12 protein-coding genes and 2 pseudogenes are annotated in these 16,668 nt (G+C 69.9%); 3 read left to right on the top strand and 11 right to left on the bottom strand.

Annotated elements, in window-relative coordinates:
- Window positions 1–135: 135 nt before the first annotated feature.
- Window positions 136–531: pseudogene (locus tag HMPREF0321_RS17360) on the top strand (AIM24 family protein); the annotation flags it as partial.
- Between the two features lie 175 nt (window positions 532–706).
- Here the strand turns inward: HMPREF0321_RS17360 and HMPREF0321_RS05800 are convergent.
- The 7 genes from HMPREF0321_RS05800 to HMPREF0321_RS05770 all read right to left on the bottom strand — a co-directional run bounded on the left by HMPREF0321_RS05800 (window position 707) and on the right by HMPREF0321_RS05770 (window position 9,252).
- Complete coding sequence (locus HMPREF0321_RS05800) at window positions 707–2,386, bottom strand: acyl-CoA dehydrogenase family protein (RefSeq protein ID WP_006944872.1); 1,680 nt, start codon at window positions 2,384–2,386, stop codon at window positions 707–709.
- A gap of 174 nt (window positions 2,387–2,560) precedes the next feature.
- On the bottom strand, window positions 2,561–2,965 hold the full coding sequence (locus tag HMPREF0321_RS05795) for a hypothetical protein (protein WP_006944879.1): 405 nt from the start codon (window positions 2,963–2,965) through the stop codon (window positions 2,561–2,563).
- 120 nt (window positions 2,966–3,085) lie between these two features.
- Entirely contained in the window at window positions 3,086–4,021 is a 936-nt protein-coding gene (locus HMPREF0321_RS05790) for a DUF4081 domain-containing GNAT family N-acetyltransferase (protein ID WP_006944855.1), read from the bottom strand.
- A 7-nt stretch (window positions 4,022–4,028) separates the two neighbouring features.
- Complete coding sequence (ispG, locus tag HMPREF0321_RS05785) at window positions 4,029–5,186, bottom strand: flavodoxin-dependent (E)-4-hydroxy-3-methylbut-2-enyl-diphosphate synthase (RefSeq protein ID WP_006944859.1); 1,158 nt, start codon at window positions 5,184–5,186, stop codon at window positions 4,029–4,031.
- Between the two features lie 47 nt (window positions 5,187–5,233).
- Entirely contained in the window at window positions 5,234–6,556 is a 1,323-nt protein-coding gene (locus tag HMPREF0321_RS05780) for an RIP metalloprotease (RefSeq protein WP_006944854.1), read from the bottom strand.
- On the bottom strand, window positions 6,556–7,743 hold the full coding sequence (gene dxr, locus HMPREF0321_RS05775; RefSeq protein WP_006944884.1) for a 1-deoxy-D-xylulose-5-phosphate reductoisomerase: 1,188 nt from the start codon (window positions 7,741–7,743) through the stop codon (window positions 6,556–6,558). Before dxr ends, HMPREF0321_RS05780 begins: the two co-directional genes overlap by 1 nt.
- A 129-nt stretch (window positions 7,744–7,872) precedes the next feature.
- Window positions 7,873–9,252 carry an L-serine ammonia-lyase gene (locus HMPREF0321_RS05770; RefSeq protein WP_006944909.1) on the bottom strand — a complete coding sequence of 460 codons (1,380 nt, stop codon included), beginning with the start codon at window positions 9,250–9,252 and terminating at the stop codon, window positions 7,873–7,875.
- Between the two features lie 112 nt (window positions 9,253–9,364).
- Here HMPREF0321_RS05770 and HMPREF0321_RS05765 point away from each other — a divergent pair, with 112 nt between their 5' ends.
- Window positions 9,365–10,615, top strand: coding sequence for a trans-acting enoyl reductase family protein (locus HMPREF0321_RS05765; protein WP_006944880.1), 1,251 nt, complete (start codon window positions 9,365–9,367; stop codon window positions 10,613–10,615).
- Between the two features lie 168 nt (window positions 10,616–10,783).
- On the opposite strand, the pseudogene HMPREF0321_RS05760 reads toward HMPREF0321_RS05765, so the two are convergent.
- A pseudogene (locus HMPREF0321_RS05760) lies at window positions 10,784–12,692 on the bottom strand (acetate--CoA ligase).
- An 88-nt stretch (window positions 12,693–12,780) separates the two neighbouring features.
- On the opposite strand from HMPREF0321_RS05760, the gene HMPREF0321_RS05755 reads away from it, so the two are divergent.
- Window positions 12,781–13,884 carry an LOG family protein gene (locus HMPREF0321_RS05755; RefSeq protein WP_006944873.1) on the top strand — a complete coding sequence of 368 codons (1,104 nt, stop codon included), beginning with the start codon at window positions 12,781–12,783 and terminating at the stop codon, window positions 13,882–13,884.
- Between the two features lie 90 nt (window positions 13,885–13,974).
- Here the strand turns inward: HMPREF0321_RS05755 and rlmN are convergent, their stop codons facing one another.
- The 3 genes from rlmN to frr form a co-directional block, all read right to left on the bottom strand.
- The gene (gene rlmN / locus HMPREF0321_RS05750; RefSeq protein WP_006944853.1) at window positions 13,975–15,159 is read right to left on the bottom strand and encodes a 23S rRNA (adenine(2503)-C(2))-methyltransferase RlmN; all 1,185 of its coding nucleotides are present in this window, start codon (window positions 15,157–15,159) and stop codon (window positions 13,975–13,977) included.
- 17 nt (window positions 15,160–15,176) lie between these two features.
- Window positions 15,177–16,010: a phosphatidate cytidylyltransferase gene (locus tag HMPREF0321_RS05745; RefSeq protein ID WP_006944862.1), complete on the bottom strand. Its 834-nt coding sequence runs from the start codon at window positions 16,008–16,010 to the stop codon at window positions 15,177–15,179.
- An 81-nt stretch (window positions 16,011–16,091) separates the two neighbouring features.
- Window positions 16,092–16,652 (bottom strand): ribosome recycling factor, encoded by a 561-nt coding sequence (gene frr / locus HMPREF0321_RS05740; protein ID WP_006944866.1) that lies wholly within the window; start codon window positions 16,650–16,652, stop codon window positions 16,092–16,094.
- Window positions 16,653–16,668 lie beyond the last annotated feature (16 nt).

Raw genomic sequence — 16,668 nt, 5'->3', positions numbered from 1 at the left:
CCGACGCTCGGGCCGCGAGGCCTTCCTGAGATCCATGCAGATTCGACGACGTCACAATCCGTCCTTCGCCGTCTCCCGTCTCCTGCGCACTCGCCCGGCGTGCAGATCTCCAGCAAGGCCGCCAGCGGCGGCATCATGAAGGGGCTCAAGCGCTCCGTGCTCTGCGGTGAGTCCTTCTTCTCGACGACGTACACCGCCCCCGCCGAGGGCGGGTGGGGCGACATCGCCGGCGTCCTGCCCGGCGGCATGCTGGCGCTCGAGATCCAGCCCGATCGCCCCTGCTTCGTCGCCCGCGGCAACTGGATGGCCAACAGCGAGGGCACGGAGGTCACCTCGCAGTTCGGTGGCATGACGAACCTCTTCGGCGGCGAGGGCGGCTTCGGCCTCGAGGCCAGCGGTCAGTGCCTCAGCGTCTACGGCGCGGTCGACGTCATGGACCTCGCTCCGGGCGAGCGTGACGTCATCCACACCGGGCACGTCATCGCCTACGACCTGGGGATGCAGTTCACAACGCGTCGGGCGGTCGAAGGACGCTCGATCCAGTCGATGAAGTCCGGTGAAGGGCTCGTTTCAACTTCGTCGGGCCCGGGCGCGTGCTCCTGCAGTCACGCAACCCGCAGGCGTTCGCGGAGTGGGCCGCCAAGCTCATGCCCTCGACGAACGAGCAGGGCGGCCTCGGCGGGCTGTTCACCTGACCGCCAGGGCGTCAGGGCCGCGGCGTCGCGCGTCGGGCGATGGCGGCGCTCGCGGCCGACGTGCCGAGGGTGCCGAACACGCCGCCCCACTCCCCCTGCACGCGGCTCGCGATGAACGCGTCGCTGACGCTCGACGGCGCGCTGCGCAGCAGCAGGCTCGCCTGGAGGACGACGGCCATTCGAGCGCTGATGTCGCGGGCGCGGTACTCCGCGTCGTCGGGCGTCAACGACACGACGTCGGCGAGCACCTGTTTCGTCGCGACGTCGAGCCCGGGGTGGTCGCCGCGGGTCACGTCGAGCTCGCGGCTGAAGGCCTCGAACGCCTCCGGCGAACGCGTCAGGGCGCGCAGGACGTCGAGGGCGTTGACGCTGCCCGAGCCCTCCCAGATCGAGTTGAGCGGCGACTCGCGGAACAGCAGCGGCATGCCCGACTCCTCGACGTACCCGTTGCCGCCGAGGCATTCGAGGGCCTCGGCGACGTGCATCGGCGTGCGCTTGCACACCCAGAACTTTGCGAGCGGCAGTGCGAAGCGACGGAACGCGCGCTCGTGCTCGCTGCCGGGATCGCCTGATTCGATACGGTCGACGCTCGCCGCGAGGCGCATGCCGAGCGCCGTCGCGGCCTCCGACTCGATCGCGAGATCGGCGAGGACGTTCTGCATCGCGGGCTTGTCGGCGAGGACGCCGCCGAAGGCATGCCGACGCGCGGTGTACCAGGCCGCCTCGCTCGTCGCGCGACGCATGAGCCCGGCCGAGCCGAGGACGCAGTCGAGCCGCGTCGCGCTCACCATCTCGATGATCGTGCGCACGCCCGCACCCTCGTCACCGAGGCGAGTGGCGTAGGCGTCGTGGAACTCGAGTTCGCTGCTCGCGTTGGAGCGGTTGCCGAGCTTGTCCTTGAGCCGGACGATGCGCAGCGCGTTGCGAGTGCCGTCAGGGTGCACGCGCGGCACGACGAAGCAGGTCAGCCCGCCGGGAGCCTGCGCGAGGACGAGGAACAGATCGTTCGTCGGCGCGCTCGTGAACCACTTGTGCCCGCGCAGCGAATAGACGGCGGCGCCGTCGTCGTCGAAACCCGACGGGGTGGCCTCGGTGACGTTGGTGCGCACGTCGGAGCCGCCCTGTTTCTCCGTCATCCCCATCCCCGCGAGCAGCCCCTCCTTGCTCGCCGCGGGCAGATCGCCGGGCTCGTAGACGCTCGCCGCGAGGCCGTCGGCGTAACGCTGCGTCAGCGCCTCGTCCGCGCGCAGGGCGGGGACGGCGGCATGGGTCATCGTCAGCGGACAGACGTGCCCGGGCTCGACACCGGACCACGTGATGAAGCCCGCTGCCCGCCGCAGGTGAGCGTCCGCCGACGCGTCCTGCCAGGGCGCGCCCGCGAGACCGAACTCGACGCCGCGGCGCATGAGCCAGTGCCAGGACGGGTGGAACTCGACGGCGTCGGTACGCGCGCCGAACCGGTCGACGGCGCGATGCCGCGGCGTGAACGTGTTCGCAGCCATGCCGTGTTCGCGAGCCTCCTCGCTGCCGGCCATGACACCGAGCTCGCGCAGGGGGCCGAGAACGTCGGCATGCTCGTGCGAGGCGAACGCGCTCGCCGCGTCCTTGAGCGCCTCGTCGGCGTCGACGGCGTCGAACCCGGCCATGACGTCGGCCTGATTGGTTGGTGTGAGCGCGAACACGTCAGTCATGCCGCCACTGTAGATCGCCGGCCCGGTGCCCGGGCGGCGTCTGCGCGCAGGAGTCTACGCCGACCGCACGGCGCGGGCCCGCCAATGCGGCGCGGGCCCATCAGTCCGGCGCGAACCGTCACCCACAGTGACGGCGACCCACGCACGGCGCACGGTCGGCCTCGCGAGCCCTCGTCAGCGGCGAGCGATGTCGAGGCTCGCCTTGATGAGCGGCCACTGCGCCGGGACCCGCGCGAGCATGCCGGCGAGGCGCGCCTGCTTGCCCGGCGTGGAGCGGCGTCGGACACTCGCCTGCGCCTGACGCGCCATCTCGACGTTCGCGGGCAGCACGGCGACGAGCAGGGCGGCAGAGGCGTAACCCGCGGCTCGGCGCGTCGCAGGGTTGACGAGACCCGCGGCGCAGACGAGTTCGGCGACACCGCTGAGGTAGACGAGTTCGCGCGCCTTGGGTAGCTGCGGCGGAATGGTCGGCTCGAACACCTGCGGGCGCACGAGGTGCGTCACGCCGGAGACGACGTACGCGCCGACGAGCCCGCGCATCAGGGGCGGAAGTTCACGAAGACCGGTGACAGGATTCATGCCCCCACCCCATCACATCGCCCTGACAACGCCGTTGAAACGGGTCGAAGTGCGGGGGCAGGGCGCTCGTCCCATCGATAAGCGGTGCCACCGCGTCGCCTCTGCGACGGCGCCGCCGCATCAGAGGATGACGGTCGCGAACGTCCCGACGCGTTCGAACCCGGCGCGTTCGTACGCACGCAGCGCGGGGGTGTTGTACCCGTTGACGTAGAGGCTGACGGTGGGCGCGAGCTCCGCCTCGACCAGGTCGACGACGCGCGCCATGCACGGTGCGGCGAGCCCGCGGCCGCGCCAGGCGGGGTCGATCCACACACCCTGAATCTGTGCCACGCCCGAGGCGAGCGATCCGACGTCGGCCTTGAACCGTACGCGCGCACCGTCCATCAGGACGAAGGTGCGCCCACCCATGACGAGGCGCTGCACCCCGGCGCGGTAGGCCGCGGCACTGCCGACGTAGGGCGCGTAGCCGATCTCCTCGGTGAACATCGCCGCGGCCGCAGGCACGATGGCGTCGACCTCGTCGAGTCGGGCCAGGCGCACGCGCGGTTCGGGCTCGATGCCCTGACGCTCGCGCGCCTCCCGCGAGGCGACCATGAGCGGCTGCTCGGGGCGGAACGAGCGCGCCGGCGCGTACGAACGCGACACGAGCTGCCACAGCGGCAGCACCTGCTCGGCCGGCCCGAACAGCGAACTGACGCGGCGTCGCGCACACTTGACGCGGGCCGCGTAGCGTTCCAGATCGTCAGGGCTCGCCTCGACGGGGACGAGATTCGCCGACGCCCACAGCATCGAGCGCAGCGGCCGTTGACTGGACTCGAGCGAGCGAGCGCCGCCTCGACCCAGCCCGTCGGCATCGAACCCCGAAGAGTCCGCCCCTGCCGCGAGTGGCTGGCCAACGTCACCGTCGAGACCGAAGGCAGCGCTCGTCGAACCGAGCGCGCCCTCGTCGAGGCGGGCGGCGACGAAGACGTTCGTCACCGGGTCGAGGTCGCACAACGCCCGCGCGCCGGCGCGGTCGCCGGCGTCGAGGGCTCGCACCCCCGAACGTCGCAGCATGCCGGCGTCAGCCGACCGAGACGGTGGGGCCGGCGCCGTCGGCGCCCGCGTCCTCGCCCATCTCCTCGGCGATGCGCATCGCCTCCTCGATGAGCGTCTCGACGATCTGGCTCTCCGGCACCGTCTTGATGACCTCACCCTTGACGAAGATCTGGCCCTTGCCGTTGCCGGAGGCGACGCCGAGGTCGGCCTCGCGCGCCTCACCGGGGCCGTTGACGACGCAGCCCATCACGGCGACGCGCAGCGGCACCTCCATGCCCTCGAGGCCCTTCGTCACCTGCTCGGCGAGGGTGTAGACGTCGACCTGCGCGCGCCCGCAGCTCGGGCAGCTGACGATCTCGAGCTTGCGCGGCTTGAGGTTGAGCGACTGCAGGATCATGTTGCCGACCTTGACCTCCTCGACCGGCGGGGCCGAGAGGCTGACGCGGATCGTGTCGCCGATGCCGCGGCTCAGCAGCGCGCCAAACGCGGTCGCCGACTTGATCGTGCCCTGGAACGCGGGCCCGGCCTCGGTCACACCGAGGTGCAGCGGCCAGTCGCCCCGCTCGGAGAGCATCTCGTAGGCGCGCACCATGACGACGGGGTCGTTGTGCTTGACGGAGATCTTGAAGTCGTGGAAGTCGTGCTCCTCGAACAGCGACGCCTCCCACACGGCCGACTCGACGAGCGCCTCGGCCGTCGGCTTGCCGTACTTCTCGAGCAGTCGCTTGTCGAGCGAACCGGCATTGACACCGATGCGGATGGAGACCCCGGCGTCCTTCGCCTCCTTGGCGATCTGCTTGACCTGATCGTCGAACTTGCGGATGTTACCCGGGTTGACGCGCACACCCGCGCACCCCGCCTCGATCGCCGCGTAGACGTACTTCGGCTGGAAGTGGATGTCGGCGATGACGGGGATCTGCGCCTTGCGAGCGATGGCGGGCAGCGCGTCCGCGTCGTCCTGGCTCGGGCAGGCGACACGGACGATGTCGCACCCGGTGGCCGTCAGCTCGGCGATCTGCTGAAGCGTGGCGTTGATGTCGGTCGTCGGCGTCGTCGTCATCGACTGCACCGAGATGGGGGCGTCTCCCCCGACCTCGACCTTGCCGACCTTGATCTTGCGCGTCTTGCGACGAGGAGCGATGACCGGCGCGGGCGCCGAGGGCATACCGAGAGAAACCGACATGAGCCCATCCTACGACCGCCGCGCGACGCCCTGGGCCGGTCCGAGACTCACTGGATGGTGATGGGTTTCACGACGTCGGCGTAGATGAGCAGCACCGACATCCCGATGAGGACGAGCGAGACGGCGTACGCGACCGGCAGCGCCTTCGTCACGTCGACGTAGACGGGCCCGGCGACGCCGCGCGCCCGCGCGATGGGCCGCTTGATCGCCTCCCACAGCGCACCCGCGATGTGGCCGCCGTCGAGGGGCAGCAGCGGGATGAGGTTGAACACGAACAACGCGAGGTTGAGGGAGGCGAGCAGGTTGAGCAGCAGCAGCACCTTCTGGCCGAGTTCGACCTTCGACGACTCGGCGACGTCGCCCGCGATGCGCGTCACCCCGACGACGGAGATCGGCCCGTTCGGATCGCGCGCCTCGTCGCTGAACGCCGCCTGCGCGACGCCCTTCATCTTCTCCGGGATGTGAAGCACGACGCCCGCCGTCTGCTTGATGCTCGTGCCGAGCATGCCGGGGACAGCACCCGGGCCCTGACGCTGCAACGTGTACTGACCGATCGACAGCCCGACGTACCCGGCGTCGATCATGACGTTCTGGCCACCCGCGTCGGTGACGGGGTTGCCGACGGCGTCGAGCTTCGCCACCTTCGTCGTCTTCGGCGTGACCTGCAGCGTCTGCTGCCGGCCGTCACGCTCGACGACGAACGGGATCTTCTCGCCGCCGTGCGCGCGGATGACGCGGGTCGCCTCGAGGTTGCTGTTCACCTTCTGCCCCGCGACCGAGATGATGACGTCATCGAGCTTCAGCCCGCTCGAGGCCGCCGGCGCCTCCTGCCCCGTCGGGCACTTCTGACCGGGTTCGACCTTCGTCAGGCACGTCGTCAGCGACGTCACCTTCGTGCCGGTGAGCTTCGGCAGGCCGACGCCGCACACCATGACGGTCATGACGACCGCAGCGATGACGAGGTTCATGAACGGCCCACCGAACATGACGGTGACCTTCTGCCACGTCTTGAGCTTGTAGAAGACGCGGTTCTCGTCACCGGGGCGCAGCTCCTCGAAGGTCTGCTCACGCACCTCGTCGGCGAGCTGGCTGAACCGACCGGTCGACGAGGCGCGCACGGAGCCGTCCGGGTCGCCCGCCTTCGGCGGGTACATGCCGATCATGCGCACGTAACCGCCGAGCGGTATGCCTTTGACGCCGTACTCGGTCTCGCCGCGCTTCTTCGACCACAGCGTCGGGCCGAAGCCGACCATGTACTGCGGCACGCGGACGCCGAACTTCTTGGCGGGCACCATGTGCCCCATCTCGTGCAGCGCGATCGAGGCGGCCACGCCGACGATCATGAACAGCACCCCGAGGACGAACAGCATCAGCGCAGCCCCTTCTCGATCAGCGTGTGCGCGGCGCCGCGCGCCCACGTCTCTGCGGCCAGGACGGCGTCGACGTCAGGTTCGCCGCTCTCGGGCGCGTGCTGGTCGACGACCTTCTCGACGGTGTCGACGATGTCGAGGAAGCCGATGTGCCCGTCGTGGAAGGCCTCGACGCACTCTTCGTTGGCCGCGTTGTAGACGGCCGGGTACGTCGAGCCGGCCTCACCCACCTGACGGGCGAGGCGAACGGCGGGGAACGCCTCGTCGTCGAGAGGTTCGAACCGCCAGTCCATCGCCTTCGTCCAGTCGATCGGTGTCTCCACGCCCGCGATGCGGTGCGGCCAGTCGAGGCCCATCGCGATCGGCACGAGCATCGTCGGCAAGCCGAGCTGCGCGACGACGGCGCCGTCGACGAACTCGACCATAGAGTGGATGTACTGCTGCGGGTGCACGACCGTCTCGACACGATCGATCGGGATGTCGAACAGCAGGTGCGCCTCGATCACCTCGAGGCCCTTGTTGACGAGCGTCGCCGAGTTGGTGGTGATGACCTTGCCCATCGCGAAGTTGGGGTGCTTCAGGGCTTGTGCGGGTGTGACGTCGGCCAGCTCGGCGCGGCTCATGCCGCGAAACGGCCCTCCACTGGCGGTGACGACGAGTTTGCGCACCTCGTCGTGCGTACCGGAGGTGAGCGCCTGCGCGATGGCAGAGTGCTCCGAGTCGACGGGCACGATCTGCCCGGGCCTTTCGAGACGCTTGACGATCGGTCCACCGACGATGAGCGACTCCTTGTTCGCGAGCGCCAGCGTGCTGCCCGCCTCGAGCGCTGCGATCGTCGGGCGCAGACCGATCGAACCGGTGATGCCGTTGAGAACGACATCCGCACCGACGCTCGCGACCTGCACCGACGCGTCGTCACCACTGACGACGCGGCTGACAACCTGCTTGCCTGCGCCCGACGCCGCATCGGCGATGAGCGTCTCGAGCCGCGCCGCGTCACCGGAGGCGATACCGACGAGCTCGGCGTCGAACTCGACGGCCTGACGCGCGACGAGCTCCAGGTCACGCCCGCCGGAGCTGAGCGCGACGATGCGGAAGCGCTCGGGGTTGTTCCGCGCGATCTGGCACGCCTGGGTGCCGATCGAACCGGTGGAGCCGAGCAGGGAGACGGTGCGCTGGGTGGTCACGCCCCCATTGTGTACGAGACGTCTGACAACCGCCCCCGAGGCCGCTGCGACGAACCATCGCGCACGACGCGAGGCGTCGTCCCTCAGCGCCTCAGTGAGACGCGGTGACGGCCGCCGCTCGCCCGGACGTCAGCACTCGATGACGTTGACGGCCAGCCCGCCGCGTGCCGTCTCCTTGTACTTGACGCTCATGTCTCGGCCGGTCTCGCGCATCGTCTTCATCGCCTGGTCGAGGCTGACGGTGTGCTTGCCGTCACCGCGACGCGACAGGCGAGCGGCGTTGATCGCCTTCATCGAGGCGATCGCGTTGCGTTCGATGCACGGGATCTGCACGAGCCCGCCGACGGGGTCGCACGTCAAGCCGAGGTTGTGCTCGATGCCGATCTCGGCGGCGTTCTCGACCTGCTCGGGGTTGCCGCCGATGACCTCGCACAACGCACCGGACGCCATCGCGCACGCCGAACCGACCTCGCCCTGGCAGCCGACCTCGGCGCCCGAGATGGAGGCGTTCTCCTTGAACAGGATGCCGATGGCCGCAGCCGTCAGCAGGAACCGGACGATGCCGTCCTCATCGGCGCCGGGGACGAACTTGACGTAGTACTTGAGGACGGCGGGGATGATGCCGGCCGCACCGTTCGTCGGCGCGGTGACGACGCGGCCGCCCGCGGCGTTCTCCTCGTTGACGGCCATGGCGAACAGGTTGACCCAGTCCATGACATCGAGCGGGTCGATCGGGTAGCCGGGCGCGACCTGCTGCTGCAGCGCACGGTGGATGGCGGGGGCGCGGCGCGGCACCTTGAGCCCGCCGGGGAGGGTGCCCTCGGTCGAGAAACCGTTGGTGATGCACTGATCCATGACCGACCACAGGTGCAGCATGCCCGAGCGCACCTCCTCCTCGGTGCACCACGACAGCTCGTTGCGCATCATGACCTCGCTGATCGGCAGACCCGTGCGCGCACAGATCTCGAGCAGTTCCTTGCCCGTGTTGAACGGGAACTCGACGGGCGTCGTGTCCTGCACGACACGGTCGGCGCCGAGCGCGTCCTCGTCGACGACGAACCCGCCTCCGACGGAGTAGTAGACGCGCTCGAGAAGCACCGATCCGTCAGCGTCGAGCGCCCGAGCGATCATGCCGTTCGGGTGCCCGGGCAGCGTCTTGCGGCGGTGCAGGACGAGGTCGTCGTCGTCGAGGGGCACCTCGCGCAGGCCGCCGAGCAGGAGACGGCGGGTCTCCTTGACCGCGTGGAAACGCGCGTCCGCGGTGTCGGTGTCGACCGTCTCCGGGTCCTCACCCATCAGGCCGAGGACGACCGCCTTGTCGGAGCCGTGCCCGTGGCCGGTCTGCCCGAGCGACCCGCACAGTTCGACCTGGACGCGCGCGACGTCGTCGAACAGCCCTGCCACGCGCAGAGATTCGAGGAACCGCCCCGCGGCTCGCATCGGACCGACGGTGTGGGACGACGAGGGTCCGATACCGATCGAGTACAGTTCGAATGCACTCAGCGCCATGCCACACCATCCATCATGCGGACAGATTCGCACACAATGTGGCCACACGAGTAATCGAGGCCCCCCTCAGGTATGTGGGCAGCGCAGGTGACTCACCGGTAGCCTGCGGAGCATGACTGATACGACGCGAGAATTCGACATCGTCCTCTACGGCGCGACCGGGTTCGTCGGCCGGCTCGTCGCGAAGCACCTCGCCGAGCACGCGCCGAATGACATCCGCATCGCCCTCGCCGGACGCACCGCCTCGAAGGTCGAGAAGGTGCGCGACGACCTGAGCACCGAGGCCGCAGCCGCCGCCGGTTGGGGCATCGTGACAGCCGACTCCGGCGACGAGGCGTCGCTGCACGCCCTCGCGAACCGGGCACGCGTCGTCATCTCCACCGTCGGCCCGTACGCGCGCCACGGCCTGCCGCTCGTCGGCGCCTGTGCCGAGGCCGGCACCCACTACGTCGACCTCACCGGCGAGGTGCTCTTCGCCCACGACTGCATCGACCGCTACGACGCGACGGCCCGCGCGAACGGCGCACGTATCGTCAACTCGTGCGGCTACGACTCGGTGCCCTCCGACCTCGGCGTCTTCCTGCTCGCCCAGACGGCGCGTGAGGCCGGTGACGGGGAACTCACGGCGACGACCGAGTACGCGTCGATGAAGGGCGGCATGAGCGGCGGGACGATCGCCTCGGCGATGCAGCAGGCCGACGACATCGCCGACGACCCCGCTCGCCGCAAGATCGCCGGCGACAAGTTCTCCCTCTCCCCCGACCGCTCGCGCGAGCCGAGCGGCGAGTTCAAGGACTCGCTGTCGGTGTGGTACTCCGACGACGTCGACGCGTGGGTCGCGCCGTTCCTCATGGCCTCCTACAACACGCGCATCGTGCGCCGCAGCAACGCGCTGCTCGGCCACGTGTACGGCTCGGGTTTCCGCTACCGCGAGGTGATGAAGGCCGGCAAGGGCGTCAAGGGTCGCGCGATGGCGTACGCCGTCGCGGGTGCGCTGGGGGCGGGCTTCGGCGCGATGGGCGTCAAGCGTCTGCGCCCGCTGCTCGAACGCCTCGTCCCCGCGCCGGGCAGCGGCCCGAGCGAGGAAGCGCGCGAGAAGGGCTTCTTCCGCATGGACATCCGCTCGACGACGACGAGCGGCGCCCGCTACCGCTCGATCGTCGCCTCGCAGGGCGACCCGGGCTACAAGGCGACGGCCGTCATGCTCGGCGAGGCGGCCGTGACGCTGGCGCTCGGCGACCTGCCGACGCTGCCCGGCGAGGCGGACGGCGGCGTCCTCACGCCCGCCGTCGCCCTCGGGGCGCCGTACGCCGAGCGCCTGCGTCAGCACGGCGTGACGCTCGAGGTGACGAAGCTCGGCTGATTTCGAAAGCTCGGCTGAGTTCGAGTGACGTAGCGTTCGTCCCCGGGACCGATGCGGTGCCGGGGACGAACCGTTCTCGGCATGCGCCGAGATCGGCAGCCGCCGCGCCGAGGTGCAGCACCAGCTCGTCATAGCCGGCGCGGACGACGCCGCGCGGCGTCGCGAACGTCACGAGTGGTGGCGCAGCACCTCACCGAGAGCGTCGAGGACGCTGGCATCCTCGATCGTGCCGGGCACCTGGGGCGTCTCACCGTCGGCCATCTGGCGCATCGTCTTGCGCAGGATCTTGCCCGATCGCGTCTTCGGCAGGGCCTGGACGACGTCGACGTCGCTGAGCGAGGCGAGCGCCCCGACCTCGGCGCGCACGCGCGCCTTGAGTTCGTCGCGGACGGTGAGCAACTCGTCGTCGGTGTACTCCCGCCCGGCCTTGAGCACGACGAGCGCCCGCGGCACCTGGCCCTTGAGCTGGTCGGCGACCCCGATGACGGCGCACTCGGCGACGGCGGGGTGCCCCGCGAGCGCGGCCTCGAGGGCGCCCGTCGACAGGCGATGCCCCGCGACGTTGAGCACGTCGTCGGTGCGGCCCATGACCCACACGTACCCGTCGTCGTCGATGTAGCCGCCGTCACCGGTGAGGTAGTAGCCCTCGAACGCGGACAGGTAGGAGCTGACGTAGCGCTCGTTGCCACCCCACAGCGTCGCGAGCGTACCGGGCGGCAGCGGCAGCTTGAGGCACACGGCACCCTCGACGCCTGGTTCGACGGGCGAGCCGTCGGGCGCGAGCACCTGCACGTCGTAGCCGGGCAGGGGCTTGGTCGCCGATCCGGGCTTCGGCGCGAACGACTCGATGCCGACCGGGTTCGCGACGATGGGCCACCCCGTCTCCGTCTGCCACCAGTTGTCGACGACCGGCACCCCGAGCTTGTCGTGCGCCCAGGCGTAGGTGTCGGGGTCGAGGCGCTCACCGGCGAGGAAGAGCGTCCGCAACGACGACAGGTCGTGCCCGGCGATCAACGAGCCGTCCGGATCCTCCTTCTTGATCGCGCGGATCGCCGTCGGCACCGTGAACAGGCCCGCGACGCCGTACTGCTCGACGATGCGCCAGAACGCGCCGGCGTCCGGGGTGCCGACGGGCTTGCCCTCGTACAGCACCGTCGTCAGGCCCGCGAACAGCGGCGCGTAGACGATGTAGGAGTGGCCGACCACCCAGCCGACGTCGCTGGCCGTGAACCACACGTCACCGGCCTCCATGCCGTAGACGTGCTTCATCGACCACGTCAGGGCCACGGCATGGCCACCGTTGTCACGCACGATGCCCTTCGGCCGCCCCGTCGTGCCGGAGGTGTAGAGGATGTAGAGCGGGTCGGTGGCCGCGACGGCGACGCAGCCGGCGGGCTGCACCGCACCAGGCGCCATGACCTGCGCCCAGTCGAAGTCCTTTCTCCCCCAGGCTCGCCTCGCACTGCGGGCGCTGCACGATGACGCAGTGCCCCACCTCGTGCGACGCGCGGGCGAGTGCCGCGTCGAGCATCGGCTTGTACTCGATGACGCGGGTGCGCTCGACGCCGCAGCTCGCGGACAGCACGACCTTGGGCTGGGCGTCGTCGATGCGTGCGGCCAGCTCGGTGGGCGCAAAGCCGCCGAACACAACCGAGTGCACCGCCCCGATGCGCGCGCAGGCGAGCATCGAGATGACGGCCTCCGCGATCATCGGCATGTAGATGACGACCCGGTCGCCCTTCTCCACCCCGAGCGCCTGGAGCACCCCGGCGAGGCGGGCGACCTCGTCGAGCAGTTCGGCGTAGGTGTACGTGCGGCTCGTGCCGGTGACGGCGCTGTCGTGGATGAGCGCCGGCTGATCGGCGCGGCCGGCGATGACGTGCCGGTCGAGCGCGTTGTAGCAGGTGTTGAGCCGCGCGTCGGGAAACCAGCGGTACAGCGGGGCGCTCGAGGCGTCGAGCGCCCCCTTGGGTCGGGTGATCCAGTCGACGCCGCTGGCGGCCTCGAGCCAGAACCCCTCGGGGTCGTCGAGGCTGCGCACGTGGAGTGAGGCGTGGTCGAACGTGACGTCGGTCATACACCCATCTTGCCTCGTGATCGCGAGGTTCCGGGTGAGTTCGCCGCCGTGCTCGGCGACGAATCGCTCGTGTGCCACGCTTGGCCTCATGCTTCGTGAGATCCACTCGGCCGACGAGCTGCTCGCCCATCTGCAGGACGGCGGAACCGTCAGCGGTCTGCGGCTGCAGGGCGTCGACCTCGCCAGCGCTGCCGGCGAGGCGTTGATCGCTCTGCCGAACCGCTTCGACGGTCTCGTCGTGCTCGGCGGCCACGTGCCGGCGTCCACGGCTCGGACGTTGACCGACCGCGGCGCCATCCTGTTTCCCAGCGATCCGCACCTGCCGATCGACCCCTACCGCGCGCGTCTCTACTCCGCCGGCGAGCTCTATGCTGGCCTCGAGCGCGGCTACGAACACACCCCTGACGCGCAGGCGTATCGCTGGTCGCGTGACTGCCGCGTGGCGCATGACGCCTATGCGGGCGCCATGCGCGGGCTGCACGACGAGTCGATGCGCGACGCCCTGCACGAGAGCCTCGAGGGCCGACGCACCGTCGGCATCATGGGTGGTCACGCGATGGGACGCACGAGTACCGCGTACGCCGAGATCGCCCGGTTGGCGCGCGATCTCGCCGGCGGCGGCCACGTCGTCCTGACCGGCGGCGGGCCCGGCGCGATGGAGGCTGCGAACCTCGGCGCGGCTGACCGCGTCGGCGGCCTCGACACGGCGCTGGAGTGCCTGGCGAGCGTCGAGTCGTTCCGTCCGAGCATCGACGCCTGGGCGCACAGCGCTTTCGCGTCGCGCGAGCTGCTGGGCGTGGCTGATGGCGCGGGTGACGACGTGCGCAGCGTCGGCATCCCGACGTGGTTCTACGGCCACGAACCGCCCAACGTCTTCGGTGACGTCATCGCCAAGTTCTTCTCCAACGCCCTGCGCGAGGACGACCTGCTCGCCGGCGCCAGCGGCGGCATCATCGTCCTCGAGGGCGCCGCGGGCACCGTGCAGGAGATCTTCCAGAGCGTCACGCCGCTGTACTACGCCGCCGACGACGTGCCGCTGCCGCACCTCGTCCTCGTCGGGCGCGCACAGTGGACGGACGTCGTCCCCGTCTGGCCGGCGCTCACCGCGCTCGCGGCGGGGCGACGCTTCGCCGACCACCTCCACCTCGTCGAGACGCCCGCGGAGGCGTTCGCAGTGTTGACGGGCGCCTGAGCTCATCGCAGCCTCAGGCTTGACGCATCATCGGCCCAAACGCATCACGAATGACGCATTTGGGGCGATGATCGGGGCGAGCTGCTCGTGTCAGGCCGTCTTGGCGGCGAGCTGCCCGCACGCTCCGTCGATGTCGGAACCACGCGTGTCGCGCACCGTCGTCGGGATGCCGCCCGCGCGTAGGCGCTCGACGAAGTTCTGCTCGACGCCCTTGCGCGACGCCGTCCACTTCGAGCCCGGCGTCGGGTTGAGCGGGATCGGGTTGACGTGCACCCACCCCTTGCCACGCGCGTTGAGCTTCTTCGCGAGCAGATCCGCGCGCCAGCCCTGGTCGTTGATGTCCTTGATGAGCGCGTACTCGATGCTGACGCGACGCCCCGTCGCCTCGAAGTAGCGATGCGCCGCATCGAGGGCCTCGTCGACGCTCCAGCGCGTGTTGATGGGCACCAGCTCGTTGCGCAGTTCGTCGTCGGGCGCGTGCAGCGACAGCGCCAGCGTCACCGGAATGCCCTCGGCCGCGAGCTTGTCGATGGCCGGCACGAGACCGACCGTCGACATCGTCACGCCGCGAGCCGACATGCCGAGCCCCTCCGGGGCGGGCGAGACGAGCCGCTTGATCGCGTCGATCGCCTGGCGGTAGTTGGCGAGCGCCTCCCCCATGCCCATGAACACGACGTTGCTGACGCGCAGCGGCGTCTCGCGCTCGTCGTCGTCGAGGCCGGGCAGCTCGCCGGAGCGCAGCAACCGCGCGCCGGCGACGACCTGCTCGACGATCTCCGCCGTCGTGAGGTTGCGCGTCAGCCCTTCCTGCCCGGTCGCGCAGAACGGGCAGTTCATGCCGCAGCCGGCCTGGCTGGAGATGCACATCGTGACGCGGCCGGGGTAGCGCATGATGACGCTCTCGACGAGCGCGCCGTCGAACAGGCGGTGCACCTGCTTGAGCGTGTTACCGCCGTCGGCGACGAGCGTCTTGATGCTCGTCAGCAGCGTCGGCATGAGCTGCGCGACCATCTCCTCGCGCCCGTTCTTCGGCAGGTCCGTCATCTCGGCAGGGTCGGCGACGAAGCGTTCGAAGTAGTGGTTCGACAGCTGCTTGGCGCGGAACGCGGGCAGCCCGAGCTCCTTCGCTAACGCCTGACGCCCGGCGAGGTCGAAGTCCGCCAGGTGCTTCGGCGGCTTGCCGCGCCGCGGCGCGGTGAACGTCAGCTGGCCCGGAACGGGACGCTTCGCCGTCGGCTCGGGCAGGTCGGTCGTGGTCGATTCGGTGGTGCTCAATGGAAGAACTCCTCGCCTCAGCTGGCGAACGCGGTGAGAACGGCCCAGGTGACGGGGGCCGCGAGAACGAGCGAGTCGAGACGGTCCATGAGACCGCCGTGACCCGGGATGAGGTTGCTCATGTCCTTGATGCCGAGATCGCGCTTGATCATCGACTCGCACAGATCGCCGACGGTGGCCGCGACGACGACGAGCGAGCCGAGCAGGATGCCGACCCAGAACGGCGCGTGCAGGATGAGGGTCACCGTCAGCACGCCGATGACGACGCAGCTCAGCCACGACCCGGCGAAGCCCTCCCACGACTTCTTGGGGCTGACGGTCGGCGCCATCGGGTGCTTGCCGAACAGCACGCCGGCGACGTAGCCGCCGATGTCACTGCCGATCGTCACGAGGATGAACGTGATGATGCGGCTGACGCCGTCATCAGCATGCAGGAGCATCATCGCGAACGACACGAGCGCCGGCACGTACAGCGCGATGAGCGCCGCCGACGCGGTGTCGGGCGCGAGGCGGTTGCTCGCCGCACCCCAGACGATGAAGACGAGGACGCTGCCGACGAGCGCCGCGAGCATCGCCGACGGCCCGAGCAGATACGCCGCGACGGGGATGACGGCCGCCGAGGCGAGCGCGGGGATCCACGGCGGGCGGAACTTGGCCGGCGGCATCGCCATGAGCAGCTCGCGCGTGCCGACGACGGACGCGGCCGTCGCGAGGACGACGAACGCCTCCTTGCGGATGAGCAGAGACGCGAGGACGAGCACGCCGAGCACGAGTGCGGCCGTGATGGCGGCCTTGAGGTCGCGCCCGGCCTTGTTCTTCTTCGCGGGGGCGGGCGCGAGCGTCTCGGACACGACCTTCGAGCCCACCCCCGGCGGGGGTGGGCTCGAAGGCTGCGCCGAAGCGGGCATGCCGAATGCGAGCGTGCGTCGAGGTCAGACCTCGAGCAGCTCGGCCTCCTTGCCCTTGAGCAGCGCGTCGACGGTGTCGACGCGCTTCTTCGTCATGGCGTCGAGGTCCTTCTCGGCGCGGGCGCCGTCGTCCTCGCCGACCTCCTTGTCCTTGACCAGCTTGTCGATGTCCTGGTTCGCCTTGCGGCGCACGTTGCGCACGCTGACGCGGCCGTTCTCGGCCTTGTCCTTGGCCATCTTGATGTAGTCCTTGCGGCGCTCCTCGGTGAGGGCGGGCAGGATGCAGCGGATCTGGTTGCCGTCGTTGCTCGGGTTGACGCCGAGGTCGGAGTCGCGCAGCGTCTTCTCGATCTCGGAGATGGCCGACTTGTCGAACGGGATGATGAGGATCGTGCGCGCCTCGGGCGTCTGGAACGACGCGAGCTGCTGCAGCGGCGTCGGCGCACCGTAGTAGTCGACCGTCAGGCGGTTGAACATCGCCGCGTTCGCACGGCCGGTGCGGATCGAGGCGAAGTCCTCCTTCGTGGCCTCGATCGCCTTGTCCATCTTCTCCTCGGCCTCGAGGAGGATCTCGTCAATATCCATGGTTTCGCTCTCGTTT

Source organism: Dermacoccus sp. Ellin185 (assembly GCF_000152185.1).
Classification (GTDB): Bacteria; Actinomycetota; Actinomycetes; order Actinomycetales; family Dermatophilaceae; genus Dermacoccus; species Dermacoccus nishinomiyaensis.
The sequence above is the reverse complement of the archived record's forward strand: the minus strand, read 5'-3'. Positions and strand labels throughout refer to the sequence as shown.